Source organism: Pelagibius sp. Alg239-R121 (assembly GCF_947331435.1).
In the GTDB taxonomy this organism is placed as follows: domain Bacteria; phylum Pseudomonadota; class Alphaproteobacteria; order Kiloniellales; family Kiloniellaceae; genus Denitrobaculum.
Genome location: NZ_CAMZOF010000010.1, coordinates 133,858 through 148,378 on the forward strand (window position 1 = coordinate 133,858; position 14,521 = coordinate 148,378).

Annotated in this window: 12 protein-coding genes; 3 read left to right on the forward strand and 9 right to left on the reverse strand. The window is 58.2% G+C overall.

What is annotated here, in order from left to right; all coding sequences use genetic code 11:
• The first annotated feature begins 70 nt into the window (after positions 1 to 70).
• Positions 71 to 1,135, forward strand: a complete 1,065-nt coding sequence (locus QMZ18_RS28700; RefSeq protein ID WP_282609834.1) for an aromatic ring-hydroxylating dioxygenase subunit alpha — start codon at positions 71 to 73, stop codon at positions 1,133 to 1,135.
• Here QMZ18_RS28700 and QMZ18_RS28705 read toward each other — a convergent pair.
• Positions 1,132 to 2,184: a LysR family transcriptional regulator gene (locus tag QMZ18_RS28705; RefSeq protein ID WP_282609835.1), complete on the reverse strand. Its 1,053-nt coding sequence runs from the start codon at positions 2,182 to 2,184 to the stop codon at positions 1,132 to 1,134. The genes QMZ18_RS28700 and QMZ18_RS28705 overlap by 4 nt on opposite strands.
• Before the next feature lie 82 nt (positions 2,185 to 2,266).
• Positions 2,267 to 3,598, reverse strand: a complete 1,332-nt coding sequence (locus QMZ18_RS28710; protein WP_282609836.1) for a uracil-xanthine permease family protein — start codon at positions 3,596 to 3,598, stop codon at positions 2,267 to 2,269.
• A gap of 385 nt (positions 3,599 to 3,983) precedes the next feature.
• On the opposite strand from QMZ18_RS28710, the gene arfB reads away from it, so the two are divergent.
• On the forward strand, positions 3,984 to 4,403 hold the full coding sequence (arfB, locus tag QMZ18_RS28715; protein ID WP_282609837.1) for an alternative ribosome rescue aminoacyl-tRNA hydrolase ArfB: 420 nt from the start codon (positions 3,984 to 3,986) through the stop codon (positions 4,401 to 4,403).
• A gap of 21 nt (positions 4,404 to 4,424) precedes the next feature.
• Here the strand turns inward: arfB and QMZ18_RS28720 are convergent, their stop codons facing one another.
• The 7 genes from QMZ18_RS28720 to QMZ18_RS28750 form a co-directional block, all read right to left on the reverse strand.
• The gene (locus tag QMZ18_RS28720; RefSeq protein WP_282609838.1) at positions 4,425 to 6,062 is read right to left on the reverse strand and encodes an acyl-CoA synthetase; all 1,638 of its coding nucleotides are present in this window, start codon (positions 6,060 to 6,062) and stop codon (positions 4,425 to 4,427) included.
• 65 nt (positions 6,063 to 6,127) lie between these two features.
• Positions 6,128 to 7,267 (reverse strand): alanine racemase, encoded by a 1,140-nt coding sequence (locus QMZ18_RS28725; protein WP_282609839.1) that lies wholly within the window; start codon positions 7,265 to 7,267, stop codon positions 6,128 to 6,130.
• A gap of 13 nt (positions 7,268 to 7,280) precedes the next feature.
• Positions 7,281 to 8,879, reverse strand: coding sequence for a gamma-glutamyltransferase (locus QMZ18_RS28730; protein WP_282609840.1), 1,599 nt, complete (start codon positions 8,877 to 8,879; stop codon positions 7,281 to 7,283).
• A 94-nt stretch (positions 8,880 to 8,973) separates the two neighbouring features.
• The gene (locus QMZ18_RS28735) at positions 8,974 to 10,452 is read right to left on the reverse strand and encodes a mannitol dehydrogenase family protein (protein WP_282609841.1); all 1,479 of its coding nucleotides are present in this window, start codon (positions 10,450 to 10,452) and stop codon (positions 8,974 to 8,976) included.
• On the reverse strand, positions 10,449 to 11,084 hold the full coding sequence (locus QMZ18_RS28740) for a TRAP transporter large permease subunit (protein WP_322097382.1): 636 nt from the start codon (positions 11,082 to 11,084) through the stop codon (positions 10,449 to 10,451). Before QMZ18_RS28740 ends, QMZ18_RS28735 begins: the two co-directional genes overlap by 4 nt.
• Before the next feature lie 52 nt (positions 11,085 to 11,136).
• Positions 11,137 to 12,570 (reverse strand): glucuronate isomerase, encoded by a 1,434-nt coding sequence (gene uxaC / locus QMZ18_RS28745; protein ID WP_282609842.1) that lies wholly within the window; start codon positions 12,568 to 12,570, stop codon positions 11,137 to 11,139.
• Positions 12,571 to 13,278: a FadR/GntR family transcriptional regulator gene (locus QMZ18_RS28750; RefSeq protein ID WP_282609843.1), complete on the reverse strand. Its 708-nt coding sequence runs from the start codon at positions 13,276 to 13,278 to the stop codon at positions 12,571 to 12,573.
• Positions 13,279 to 13,594: 316 nt separating this feature from the next.
• Between QMZ18_RS28750 and QMZ18_RS28755 the strand changes: the two genes are divergently transcribed.
• A complete protein-coding gene (locus QMZ18_RS28755) occupies positions 13,595 to 14,512 on the forward strand; it encodes a sugar kinase (protein WP_282609844.1) in 918 nt (305 codons plus the stop codon).
• Positions 14,513 to 14,521 lie beyond the last annotated feature (9 nt).

Consider the following 14,521-nt stretch of genomic DNA (forward strand, 5'->3'; position numbering starts at 1 on the left):
AATGTCTGCGCTCGGTCAAGGGCCATCTCTGCTTTAGTCTCCCAAGTCTCAACAAGATGGGAGCGCTATGATGTCCGAAGACAGCTTTCTCGACGACGGAACCTGGGAGTATTTTTGGCACCCGGTCTGTACGCTGGATGAACTTGAGTCTGCCGATCGAGGCCGCGGCCCCATTCTCGAAGCCACATTACTGGGCAGGCCGCTTGCGATCGCCAAGACGTCGGACGGGGCTGCAGCATTCGAAAACCGCTGCCCGCACCGGTCGGCCAAGCTGTCCCTAGGTTGGATTAAGGACGATATCATTCAATGCCCCTATCATGGCTGGCGCTATCGATCCGACGACGGTGTCTGCATCGAGATCCCGGCGTTACCCGACGGGCCAATCCCACAGCGCGCCCGGGCAACGCGATATGATTGCCGTATTGCCTATGATCTCGTTTGGGTTCGGCTCAAAAATGAAGCCGACACGCAAATCCCGGCACATCCTGTCTGGGATGACCCCGCCTTCAAGTGCGTCATGGGGCCGCCCTACAGTTGGAAGACTCATGCTGCCAGACGGCTTGAGAACTTTACTGATCTTGCACACTTTCCCTTCGTGCACCCTGAAACGCTTGGCAATGCGCAGGAGACGGCTTTCGAAAAACCGGTGATCGACTTCGAGCCCGAAGCCCGGCTCCGGTTCCGTTACGTTCCGGCGAGTGGCGCCCGGAGTGCAGCGGACTCAACAGGCAGAATGTCTCCCCTGGCTTACACGGATTACACCATCACCCTACCGTTCGGCGTGACGCTCGAACTTGCGCTGCAAAATGGAGAAAGGTCCGTGCTCTGGCTCTGGGCGTCACCCATTGATTCGAAGCATTGCCGGTCATTTTGGTTTACCTGCCGCAACCGAGATCATGACGGCCCGGATGCGCCCCATGTCGAGATGCAACACCGCATTCTCAACGAAGACATCGATATCGTGGAAAGCCAGCAACCCGAGGAGATACCCCATCCCAGGGACGAAGTTGCGATTGGCCCTGACAAGGTTTCTCTCACCTATCGAAAATGCCTTCACAGCCTCAGCAAAGCAGCCGAACGTGATGCGGCGGATGGTGTCGCGCAGTATATTTCGACGGCGAGGAAAGGAATCTAAAACCTTTGGTCAACCGACCGCAGGTCATGGACCGGCTGTACGGCAACACAATGAGAACCGGCATTCCGCAACGCCATATCCATTCTCGACAGTTCCTCAATCCTTGCCGACAGCTTCTCAATAGCCGTCTTTTGAACTCGATTGCGCCGATCACGCCGCGCCGCGATGCCGATCCGCTGGGTCAACAGGACTTCGTCCCGCGCACGCACGAAATCATTCGACCGCGAACAGGGGCGCCCGATACTGATTGGCCGGTACAGAAGGTTTCCTGCTTCGATATCGGCCATTAATCCAACCAAAGTCTGAAACCCGATCTTGCCGCCGTGCAGTACTTCGTCCCTCAAATACTCGATCGCGTTGGAAGACGATGCTGCGGCCGGGACACCTTCTGCTGCGGCGATTTCCCGTTCCAGGTGATGGTGCAAAGGCCAGGTTTCGTCGGGCAGGATAAAAGGATGAGCCACGCAGCTTTTCAGCGTAAGCGGGCGGCAAGCCGCCAAAGGATGAGCCGGATGCATGACGGCACCGACGGACAGTTCACGCTCGAACACGATCTCCATGGACGACATAACCGTCAGTTCCAGATCAAAGCCGATAACGATGTCGGCCTCGCAGACGGCACCCTGGAAACAATCACTCAAATCCTGACGCGCTTTCACCGACACGCTGTTATCGCGTTCGCAGGGGCGCTCCGATGCAGACGAAGCGTCAGACCGCAAGCCCGGAACGATCACTTCTCGAACCAGCGACTGTGTCCCGATGACAGTGTAGTCACGTCGTGCCGCAAAGTTCGTCGGCCCATGATCGTTTAAAATCTCGTCAAAGCCCTCACTGGTCCGGCATAGCAGTTCGAACAGCTGTTCGGCTGCCTCCGTCGGGATCAATCCGCCGGCAGTCCGCCTGAAGAGTTCAATCCCCATGCGCGACTCTAGCCTGACAACCAGGCGATTGACCGAGGATGGCGATACGGAGACCGCTTCGGCCGCTTTACGGAACGATCCTTCAAGATAGGCAGCGCGAAAATAGTGAAAGTCCCGTGCCAGGATCATGATCGTAAACTCCCGCTTGCGCCACCGATCGGAAACGGCGGAGAGGATGTGTCTCCTCCTGACTCCGCCGGCTCCAGAGCCATTAGACCTCTTCTTCGTGTGGCAGGATCAGGTTCAACACGATTGAGATGAATGCCACTGGGAAGAGCCCGGTCGTCATCAGCATCTCCAGCCAATCGGGCAACACCGCCAGCAGGCCTTTGTTCAGGCCATTCTGCAGGCCCAGTCCAACACCCAGCGAGACCGCGATGATCACCATGTTGCGACGGTTCATGTTAACCTCACCCAGCAGTCGCAAACCGGCACTCGCGATCATGCCGAACATGACGACGGCAGCACCTCCAAGGACGGCATTCGGCATGGCCGAAATCACAGCACCGATCTTCGGAAACAGGGACGCGACAATCAATGCGACAGCGCCGATAGTCGCGACGTGACGGCTCATCACGCCGGTCAGGCTGATCAGGCCGACATTTTGGCTGTAGGAGGTGTTCGGCATTGCCCCGAGCAGACCGCCAAGGGCCGTGCCCAGGCCGTCGGCCATGGTCCCGCCGCTGATCTCACGATCAGTCGCTTCCCGGCCCGCGCCGCCTTTGGTGATACCGGAAATATCGCCGACCGTTTCGATCGCGGAAACGATCGCCATCAGGCACATGCCGACGATTGCCGCCACCTGGAAATCGATTCCATAGTTCAACGGCATGGGAACGGAAATCCACGCTGCATTTCCAACATTGACGAAGTTCACCATGCCCATGGGAATGGCAACCAGATAACCGACGACCAAACCGACAAGAATCGCCGCCGCAGAAGTAAAGCCTTTGGTCATAAACTTGACGCAGAGAATCACGACCATGGTCAGCGCCCCCAACACCAAGTGATACCAGGCGCCGAAGTCTTTGCTCGCAAACTTTGCGGCCTTACCGCCACCGATGTATTCGATCCCAACGGGAATGAGCGCCAGACCGATTGTCATCACAACCAGGCCGGTCACCAGTGGAGGAAGTGCTCCGCGAAAACGCCCGATCACAGTGCCGATGAGAAAATGGAAAATGCCACCGATCAGGGTCGCACCGAAGATCACGGGCAAGGCAGCGACGCCACCGACTCCTTTTGCGATCGGGATCATAACGGGAATAAAGGCAAAGCTCGTACCCTGCACGATTGGCAGCCGGGCACCGATCGGCCCGATCCCAACCGTCTGGATTAAGGTCGCGATACCGGCTGCCAGCATGGCAACCTGGATCAGCAGCACCTTATCGGCGCCTGCCAAACCGGCTGCGCCTGCAATGATAATCGGCACAGTGACATTGCCGGCAAACATCGCGAGTACATGCTGAATGCCAAGCGGAATCGCTTTTGCCAAAGGCGGCATATAGTCCGGATTTCTAAGATCCTCGGTTCCCGACGTCATTCCCAATCTCTCCCCCCGGTTATTTGTTTATGAGTTCGCCGATCGGCTTCGACAGGCTGCGAGCTGTTCCGGATTTATCCGGACTGTTCTTTAAGGGCACCGATCAACCCCTTGAACCTGATTACACTTCTCCCGGTACAACTCGGCACGCAAGTTTAAAGCCGGCCAGCCATCACGACTACTGTCGGCTCTTTTGAAGATGCTTCAAAGGGAAGGTCTCAAAGCGTTAGATCACTTGAACTCTGTTCCGGCGCCGCTTGATGGAGACGACAAAGTGCTTCAGAGTCGCGTCGTCCTCCTTAGCCGTAAAAAGTGATCCACTGATTTTGCTTTTGCATCAATTCCTTGACAGCTAAGTTGAAGCTGACATCTCAAGGATGAGAAGATGATTGAGATTACTGATCGAATCCGTCTCGATCCGCGTGAAATAGAAGAGACCTTTGTGCGCGCGTCCGGACCCGGCGGTCAGAACGTCAACAAGGTGTCAACGGCCGTGCAGTTGCGGTTCGATCTGAGGAACTCGCCGTCCCTGCCCGCCTATGTCCGCGAGCGCGCGGAGCAGCTTGCCGGCAAGCGCTTGACCAAAGAGGGGGTTTTGGTCTTTACGGCAGCGCGCTTCCGGACTCAGGAAAGAAATCGCGAGGATGCCGTCGATCGGCTTGTCGAGCTTCTCAAGCAGGCCTGCGAACGTCCCACCTACCGCAGGCCAACGCGGCCCACCCGCGCCTCGAAACAACGGCGTCTGGATGCCAAGACTAAGCGTGCCTCAATCAAAAAACTGCGTCGCGGTGCGCCTGACGAATAGGTCGCTGGCCAACCCGAGTTCTTAACCCAGCGCTCTGGCCTGCTCCCGCAGTACGAACTTCTGAATCTTGCCGGTGGAGGTTTTGGGCAACTCGGTGAAAATAACCGTTTTGGGGCACTTGTAGTGCGCCAAGTTATCCCGGCAGAAGCTGATGATTTCGGCTTCGCTGACCACGGCGCCGGGCTGAAGGGAGACGAAGGCACAAGGCGTTTCGCCCCACTTCTCGTCGGGCCGTGCCACAATGGCTGCTTCGGCGACGGCCGGATGCTTGTAGAGCACCCCTTCGACCTCGATGGTCGAAATGTTCTCGCCGCCCGAAATAATGATGTCCTTTGAGCGGTCCTTCAGCTCGATATAGCCGTCCGGGTGCATGACCCCCAGATCGCCGGTATGGAACCAACCTCCCTTGAAGGAGGCCTCGGTCGACTTGGGGTTCTTCAGATAACCCTTCATGACGACATTGCCGCGCATGAAGACCTCGCCCATGGTCTCGCCGTCCCAAGGCACCGGATCGAGGCTGTCGGCATCCGCGACCATCAGGCCTTCGAGGACCGGATAGGTCACTCCCTGACGCGACTTCAGGCGGGCCTGTTCCTCCATATCAAGATCGTCCCATTCGTCATGCCAGGCGCAGACAGTTACCGGACCGTAAACTTCCGTCAGGCCGTAGACATGGGTGATCTCGAAGCCCTGCTTTTCCATCCGTTCCAAAACGGCCGCGGGCGGCGCCGACGCGGCAGTCATCATCTTGACCTTGCCCGGCAATGGACGGCGTTGTTCCTCTGTCGCGGCGATCAGCATCCCCATGACGATTGGCGCACCGCACAGATGGGTCACACCATGATCCGCGATGGCGTCGTACATTGCCTTGGCCTCCACCCGGCGCAGGCAAACATGGGTGCCGGCCATGGCGGTTATGGTCCAGGGAAAGCACCAGCCGTTGCAGTGAAACATGGGCAGGGTCCAGAGGTAGACCGGATGCTGATCCAGCGACCAGGTCAATACGTTGCCCATCGCATTCAGGTACGCGCCGCGATGATGATAGACCACCCCCTTCGGGTCACCAGTGGTGCCGGAAGTGTAATTCAGTGAAATGGCTGTCCATTCGTCACTCGGCGGCGCCCAGGCATCGGCAGGGTCGCCCTCTGCCAGGAGGGCTTCATAATCCTTTTCGCCGATCAAACCGCCGCTTTCCGCCAGCGGATCGTCGATATCGATGACCAGTGGCTTTTCCTCAAGCTGGCTCAGCGCTTCAGACATAACACCCGAGAACTCACGGTCTGTGATCAGCACCTTGGTCTCGGCGTGTTTAAGCGTAAATGCGACGGTCTCGGCATCAAGCCGGGTATTGAGTGCGTTCAGGACCGCGCCGGCCATGGGCACGCCGAAGTGGGCTTCCATGATTTCCGGCACATTCGGAGCCATGATCGAAACCGTGTCGCCAGCACCGATCCCCCGTTTTCGTAAAGCCGATGCGAGACGCAGACATCGGATGTAAGTTTCCGCCCAGCTCCGCCTGATATCGCCGTGAATGACGGCCAGGCGGTTGGGATAGACCGAGGCTGTGCGCTTGAGAAAGGAGAGTGGGGAAAGCGGCTCGTAGTTCGCTGCGTTCTGACCCAGGCCCTGTTCATAGATACCGCCATTTTCCTGCGACATTTCGATCTCCCTTTATCAACCCGGTGTGCCGGACTTAAACCCGTTCTTGGCCCGAGAACGACTATCTAATACCAGCCGTTGATCCGATCCCAGGCATCTACGACATCTTGTCCGCCGTCCACGACATGATAGCTGTTGTACGCCGCCGCTGTCATACAGGCGTGGTTGGGCAGGATGCGCACACGCGACCCGACCGGAAGTGTATCGTAGGGCGGCTCACCCTTAGCAACTGCGATCAATCCATGCTCCTGATGAACCGATTCAACGTAGAGTCCTGCAAGCGGCTGCGTGGACTCCAGCGGGCAGATGAGACCGTATCCGGCATGCTCCAGAAACTCACTCGCGCTGAGATCCTTGGAGAGGGCGAGCCCGCCGGCATCGATAAGGATGCGCTGTGCCGCATGATTGTGACCAATGACCGTCGCAACAACACTCAAGGCGATGTCCTCCAGTGCACACACGCCCAGAGCCATCTGATCGAGATCGAAGAAGGTATAGACGCCCGGGCGCATCTCAGTCACGCCTTCGAACGACCTGGCGCAGATCGCAGTCGGGGTCGACCCGGCCGAAACGGTGTCACAAGGCAAACCTGCAGCTCGCAGGCGCTGCGCTGCGAGAACAACTCCTGCGCGCTCCGCTTCGGCAACCTGTTCGATCTCAGCCTGACCACGGCAGTGATAGGAATGGCCGGCATGGGTTAGAACCCCGGCGAGGCTCAGGCCAGGTGTGTCATGCAGGTATTTGCCAAGTTCGATCAAGACCTCAGAATCGGGTAGCACACCTCCGCGCAGACCACCGGTATCCACCTCAATAAGAAAACGGAAGTCTGTCTGCAACGCCGCTGCCTTTTGCCCGGCAGCCTTCAGGGTCTCTGGGCTGTCCGTCAGCAAGGTCACTTGCGCACCGCCTGCCTGCAGAGTAGCAACAGCATCGAGCTTACCGGCCGCGAGTCCCACGGCATAGGTTAGATCGCTGATTCCGCGCTCATGGAAATAGCGCGCCTCGGCCAGTGTGGAAACCGTCACGCCGCCGAAGTGGCCGTGGGTCGCAGTCTCCGCCACCTTCGCAGACTTCGCAGTTTTCAGATGCGGCCGCAACTTGACGCCCGCCTCATTCATGCGCGCGGCCATGCGGTCGCAGTTCCTTGCCAGCACACCGCGGTCCAGGACGAGCGCCGGTGTCTCCAGATCGTTGAGAGATGTCATCTTATTGTCTTTCTTAGCCGGTCACCGGAGAGTCCGCCTGCGTACAGCTTTCCGCCGAGACCGCGTCGCTCCAGGGATGCATTACTTCCGAGGAACCCTGATTTTCATCGCCCCGGCGTAAAACCGCCGAGGGACAGGCAAAGGCTAGCGGGAACACCTCGCGCGAAGTCTCCGCGGTGTCGAAACGACGCGCCAAACCAGAGCGCACTGCCTGAGGAAGCGCCGCATCAATCACAACCCGCTCGGTGCCGCTCACGTCGATCCGGGCTTGATGCATAGCCTCATCCAACGTCATTCCATAGTCCTTGATGTAGGACAGGATTTGGAAGATCGCCGGAAAGATTTTGCGACCGCCTGAGGCCCCAAGTGCCACCCTGCCCCAGTCGTCCTGAAGGATCGTCGGGCTGTAGTTTGCGAGGCAGCGTTTGGACGGCCTCAGAGAATTCGGGTGACCGGACCGAGGGTCGAACCACATGATGCCGTTGTTCATCAGAATACCGCTCGCAGGCAGCACCAGTTTGGAGCCGAAGATCGACAGCAGGGTCGTGGTCAATGTCACCATGTTTCCTTCGGCATCGACAGCAGAAAGATGCGTGGTGCAGGAATCACCGCGAGCTTCGTCGGCATCGCCCAAGGTCGCCAAGCGTTCCTCATAGACTTTCAGCAGAGCCTCGGCATAGGCCACATAGGTGTTCGCGTCCGGCCCTTCTTGATCGAAGTTATGCTCGGATATCTCTGCGAATGCTTTGAGCATTGTCGGGCCGCCGTTGAGCTCCGGTGGCACGTACACCTTTGCGCCTCGATAATCCTGGACTAGGGGCTCAAGATCTCTGGCCTGGTAACCCGCAAGATCGGCCTCGGAAAGATACCCCCCCGCGTCTTGAACATCCTTGGCAATGCCCTTGGCCAAAGCGCCTTCGTAAAATTCGCGCGGGCCATGTTCGGCGAGGCGTTTAAGTGTGCCTGCCAAACCCGTCAATTCTCGGGTCGGTGCACGGCCAACGGCGTGCCAGGTCGGCGACGGCGGAAAACCGCTATCAAGGTAGACGCCTGCCGAAGACGGGAAACGGCTAAGGTCGCGCGCAGACGACGCGATAACCAATGCAGAAAACCAGTCGATCGACAAACCGGATTCTGCAAGATCGATCGCCGGTTGGATTGCGTCTCGCCAAGCAATTGTGCCGTAGGCTTCTAAGGCCTTACCCAAGCCATCGACTGCGCCGGGTATGGCAATCGACTTAGCGCCGAGAAGATTGCGGTCTTCCACCACCGCAGGCCAGGGAAAGAGATCCGAAGCAACGCCACCACTCAGGGGATAATCGGCAGGATCGAGGGCTGCCGGCGCGATCATACCGAAGTCGATCACCCTGACCCGGTCTTCCTTGGCCAGGTAAATCAACATGGATCCGCCACCGCCGAGCCCACTCATCCAGGGCTCGGATGCTGCCAACGCGAAAGCCGTGGTGACCGCCGCATCGATCGCATTTCCGCCTCTTGCCAACACCTTGGCACCCTGCTCGGCAGCCAAACGGTTCTGGGCAGCGACGATGCCGCTCTTGCTGACCACAGCGGGTTTGCGGACAACCTGACTCGTGCTGGTATAGCGGCTCATCGGCGCGGCACTCCCTCAATCAAATTTGATTTTCTTCGATCATGGGATAGCCGAGCGACGCTACTTTGTCACCTTTCCTGGTGACTATCGGCAGTCAGAGCGTCACGGCTTCCTGGACACTCCGTTTTGCCCCAGAAGAATAAAGGCCGGAGAGCGCCGCAAAAACCGCGACCCGGAAGTCATCGGCTTCAGGCAAGTCGTCGCCGAAGACTTCGCCGACGGCAAGATAGGAGGCGGCCATTCGGCTCAGATCTCCTTTAGCTTCTCTACTAATAGCCCCCAACCGGTCGGCAAGCGGGTCACGGACATCAATGATCCGGCCTTTTTCATCCTCGCCAGTCACGTAGCGCATCCAGCCTGCGACAGCGAGTGCCGCAAGTTCGAAAGAACCGCCCTGTTCAAGCCGCGACCGCACCACAGAGAGCAGCCGCTGCGGCAACTTCTGCGATCCGTCCATGGCGATCTGCCATGTCCGGTGTTTCAACGCAGGATTCTTGAAACGCGCGACCAACTGGTCCTTATAGCTGTCGAGATCGACACCCGGCGGCAAGGAAAGGCTTGGTGTCGCTTCATCATTCATATAGCGCCGCACCAGCCTCTCGAAGGCGGGTTCCGCCATGGTTTCAGCAATGGTTTCATAGCCAGCCAGAAAACCCAGGTATGCCAGCATGGAATGACTGCCGTTGAGAAGACGGAGTTTCATGTCCTCAAAAGGCCCGACGTCTTTGACCATCTGCGCGCCGGCCTCTTCCCACGCCGGACGGCCCATGGCGAAGTTATCCTCAATCACCCATTGCCGAAAAGGCTCGCAGATCACTGCGGCTTCGTCGCGCATCCCGAGCCGCTGCGCAAGCGCATCCAGTTCTTCATCGGTCGTTGCCGGAACGATACGGTCAACCATGGTACAGGGAAAGGCCACCTCGGAACGGATCCAGTCGGAAAACGCAGATTCAAGTTCGGCGGCATAGGCGGCAACCAGACTTGCGAGCATGCGGCCATTGTGGGGAAGGTTGTCGCAGGTCATGACGGTGAAGGGCTTCTCCCCGGCCAACCGGCGGATGTTCAAGGCTGCCGCGAGAAACCCGATAGCGGTCGAGGGCCGGTCCGGATTATTCAGATCCCGGACGATACCGGGATCTTCGAGATTGAGCTTTCCACTGGCCGGATCATGACAATAGCCCTTCTCCGTAACCGTCAGAGACACAATCTTCGTCGCGGGAGCGGCCATCCGCGCCACCAGCGCCGGTGGATCGTCGGGCGCAAAGAGCGTTTCGGTCACCGCGTCAATGACACGGCAACGGTCACCGTCGCCATCGCGCTCGACGACACAATAGAGCCCGTCCTGTGGGTCCATTTGATCCTGCACCGTTCGCTGGCGCAGGCTTACGCCGCAGATGGCCCAGTCTCCTCCGGAATGTGTCAGAACGTCGTCGGTATAGACTGCCTCATGGGCCCGGTGAAAAGCACCGATTCCCAAATGAATGATCCCGACGCCGGTGGTACTGCGGTCAAAGGAAGGACGCGCTACCGAAGACGGCAGTTCGGTGCGTGTGATGGCAGATAAGCGGGTCATGATAGGAACAGGCTCGGCAAGGTCATGGAAAAGGCTGGAACATAGGTGACCAATAGCAAAGCCACCAGCAAGGCGATGTAAAATGGCCAGATGGACTTTAGAGTTTGTTCGATAGGAATCTTGGCGACCGCGCAGCCCACGAAAAGAACCGAACCGACCGGTGGGGTAACCAGCCCCAGACCAAGGTTGATCATCAGCACGATCCCAAATTGCACCGGGTCCATACCCAGTGACGTCACGACCGGCAGGAAGATTGGCGTGGTAATCACAATCAATGGCGACATGTCCATGAAGGTGCCCAGGAACAGCAGGATCACATTGATGATCAGCAGCAGAACCAATGGATTGTCGGACAGGCTGCGCAGTAATTCAAAAAGCTGCGCCGGAACCTGATTGAAGGCAAGCACCCAACCGAAGGCCGCCGCCGTGCCGATCACGAGCAGAACCATTGCCGTGATCAGACCCGGTACGGCTGCGATAAAGCTGGATAAGGCCGAAGTGATTCCTGGAAAGACACCTTGCGGGTCATCGCGCTTCACTGCCAACAGGTAGGCAGCGGCCATCAGGCAAAGGCCTGTATGGCCAAGGCCGCCGAAGCCGACAGAATTCTTTTCAGCATATTCCACTCCCATGTTTTGTTCGTTACGTCACAGCAAAGCCGTTCGCCGCACTTCGAAGCAGGCGTTACAAGCGATAAGCTTTTTTCACGAGGCGGTAAGCGAGGTCTGCGGCGACCTCCAAGGCCTCGTCTTCATCAAGCCGATGGTCACAGACCAACTCAGCCAGATAGGCGCAGTCGATCCGGCGAGCGACGTCGTGACGCGCCGGGATCGACAGGAAGGCACGTGTGTCATCGTTAAAACCGACCGTGTTGTAAAAGCCGGCGGTTTCGGTCACAGAACGGCGATACCGCAACATGCCTTCCGGACTATCGTAGAACCACCAGGCCGGCCCCAGCTTCAGGACCGGATAATGACCCGCCAGCGGTGCGAGTTCACGGCTGTAGCTGGTCTCGTCGAGCGTAAAGAGAATGACATTCAAGTGGGCTTCGTTCCCGTAGCGCGACAGCAATGGCTGCAACCCGCGGACATAGTCGGTACGGCTGGGAATATCAGCCCCCATGTCGCGGCCAAAATCTTCAAGGACCTGCCGATTATGGTTGCGGAAGGATCCCGGATGAATCTGCATTACCAGACCATCGTCCAGACTCATGCGCGCCATTTCGCTCAACATCTGCGCCCGGAACTGCTCTGCCCCCTCGGCGGTGATACGTCCGGACAAGGCCTGATCCAACAGAGTCTGACAGGTGACAGGATCCAGATCGGCAGTCGCGGCGGTTGGATGTCCGTGATCGGTCGAGGTGGCTCCCATCTCGGCAAAGAAATACCGGCGCTGTTGAAGTGCGGAGAGATAGCCGAACCAATCAGTGATCTTCTCACCGCAAAGCTCGCCGAGCTGTTCGACGTTGCCCGCGAAACCCTCGAAATCCGGATCCACCACAGGATCCGGCCTGTAGGCGGTGATCATGCGGCCATTCCAGTCGCTGTCCCGCACCTTGGCGTGAGAAGAAAGCGGATCCAGCGGGGATTCGGTGGTCGTCAGAACTTCAATCTTGAAGCGGTCAAAGAGTGCACGCGGCCGATACTCCGGTTTGTTCAAACTCTCCTGCAGCCGGTCGTAAATAGGGTCCGCAGTGTCCGGTCCAAGGCGTTCGTGGATCCCGAAAACCTCGGACAGAGCATGGTCCAGCCATAGCCGCGAAGGCGTGCCGCGAAGCAGATAATAGTTCTCTGCCAGCAGGCGCCAGACCTTACGCGGATCGCTCTCGACCGAGCCGCCGTCACGCCGTGGAACCCCAAGACTCTCGAGTGAAATGCCTTGGCTGTAGAGCATGCGGAAAACATAGTGATCGGGCGTAACGAAAAGCTGAGCAGGGTTTTCGAAAGCTTCGTCATCCGCAAACCAGCGCGGATCGGTATGGCCATGCGGACTGACAATCGGCAGATCCTTGATCTCGGCATAAATCCGGCGCGCAACGGCCCGCTGCGACGGATCGCTCGGAAACAAACGATCCTGGTGTAACAGGGGTCTGCCGTCAGTTTGCTCGGCAAGCATCATTTAATCCTTCAACAGCATGCGGCGTACCGTATCCAGATGCGCATGCATGGCCGCTCGCGCTCCTTCTGCATCGCCTTGAGTCAAGTTGGCGTGTATCGCCCAATGCTCCTTCGCGGCACGGCGCGCGTTGTCAGGCAGGCTGACGCGCCGGCTGATCGCCGCGAACATGGGTTTGCGCATCCCTTCCCACAGCGGCTCCACAAGGGAGGCGAGAACCGTGTTGCGGGTCGCCTCGGCGAGCCGCACATGAAACATCAGATCACCGTCTTCGTGGCTTGAGATTTCCTGCTGTCCGGCTTCGATATCTGTTTCCATCTTACGGATCGCATCGGCGATACCATTAAGCTCCGGCTTGGTAATCTGGGATGCTGCGATCGCCGCGATCTCACCTTCTATCACCCGGCGTGCTGCGATCAGATCAAAGGGGCTAGGCCCCGTGTCGATACCATTTTGAAGGCTGGCGACAATACTCGAAGAAGAGTCTCGGATGTAGATGCCGGCACCGGACCGCACTTCGACCAGTTGCGCGAGCTCCAGCGCGACCATGGCCTCGCGGACCGTGGGACGGCTGACTCCCAGCGTGACAGAGAGATCTCGTTCGGGCGGCAGGCGTTCACCAACCTTCCATTCACCTGAGCGAATCAGGTCGGCAATCTGCCGTGCCACCTGCTGATAGAGTCTTTCTGTTTCGATCGCCTTCAATGGCATTCGACCGGCACTCCCCTCTCATCCCCGTTATCGGGATGCCACGTCCTCGGACTTTTAATGCCGCTCTTTTCAGCGCGACGGCATCTCGTTGGCCGCCATCAATTACCTATTTTGGATAAATGGTCAAGTGGCAAGGTGGTCAGGCCAATTTATGAATGCTAAGAGAAAACTGGCGGTAGGATCGAAGAGGCGAGCCTCTCCGTGACTCCGGCTTTCGCAATGGTGGAACCGGCGCTATGGTCCGGGCGCATTCAGCCCACGGCCTTTGCCAAGAAACCAAAACCAACCTGACAGCAATTCTGCCCAACGAAAGAACATGATGGAAAAATCTGAAATCAAGCGCGTCGCCTCGATTGGTGAGTGCATGGTCGAACTACGCGATCTTGGCAGCGGCCAACTCGAACGCGGGTTTGGCGGCGATACACTCAACACCGCGGTCTATATGGCACGGCATCTAGGAGAACACGCACGAGTAGAGTTCGTAACGGCTTTGGGAGACGACCCCTTTAGTGAAGAGATGCTCGATAGCTGGCGGCGTGAAGGCCTCGGCACCTCCCATGTGGTGCGCCTTGCGGGGCGGCGTCCAGGCCTTTATGTGATCAAGACTGACGAGACCGGCGAGCGCTCTTTCTTTTACTGGCGGGGCGAATCTGCCGCGCGGGAACTATTGAGAGACCCAAGGTGCCGTGATGCCCTCGAGCGCGTTGAGGAATACGATTTGGTATATCTCAGCGGCATTACGCTAGGCATTCTGGATCAGGATAGCCGCGATGGCCTGTTGAATTTGCTCGACAATGTGCGGACAAACGGCGGTCTCGTCGCCTTCGACGGCAATTTCCGCCCTGCCCTCTGGTCAAGCTTCGATCTCGCACGCACCGAAATGGAAAAATTGCTTCGCCGCAGCGACATCGCGCTGCCCAGCTTTGATGACGAATCCCGTTTATTTGGTGATCGAACGCCTGAAGAAACGCTGGAGCGCCTACGGGCACTGGGCGTAGACGAGGCGGTGGTCAAGAATGGCGCCGAAACGGGTCTCGTTCTGTCCGAAAGCAACGTGACCCGAGTCAGCCCTGAAAAAGCAAACAACGTGGTCGACACCACCGCGGCAGGCGACTCCTTTAATGGTGCATTTTTGGCGGCCCGACTCATGGGGCGTTCCGCAATGGATGCAGCGATGGCGGGGCACAAGCTGGCCGCCCATGTGGTGACAAAACGCGGCGCCATCGTGGACTGAGAATTTAAT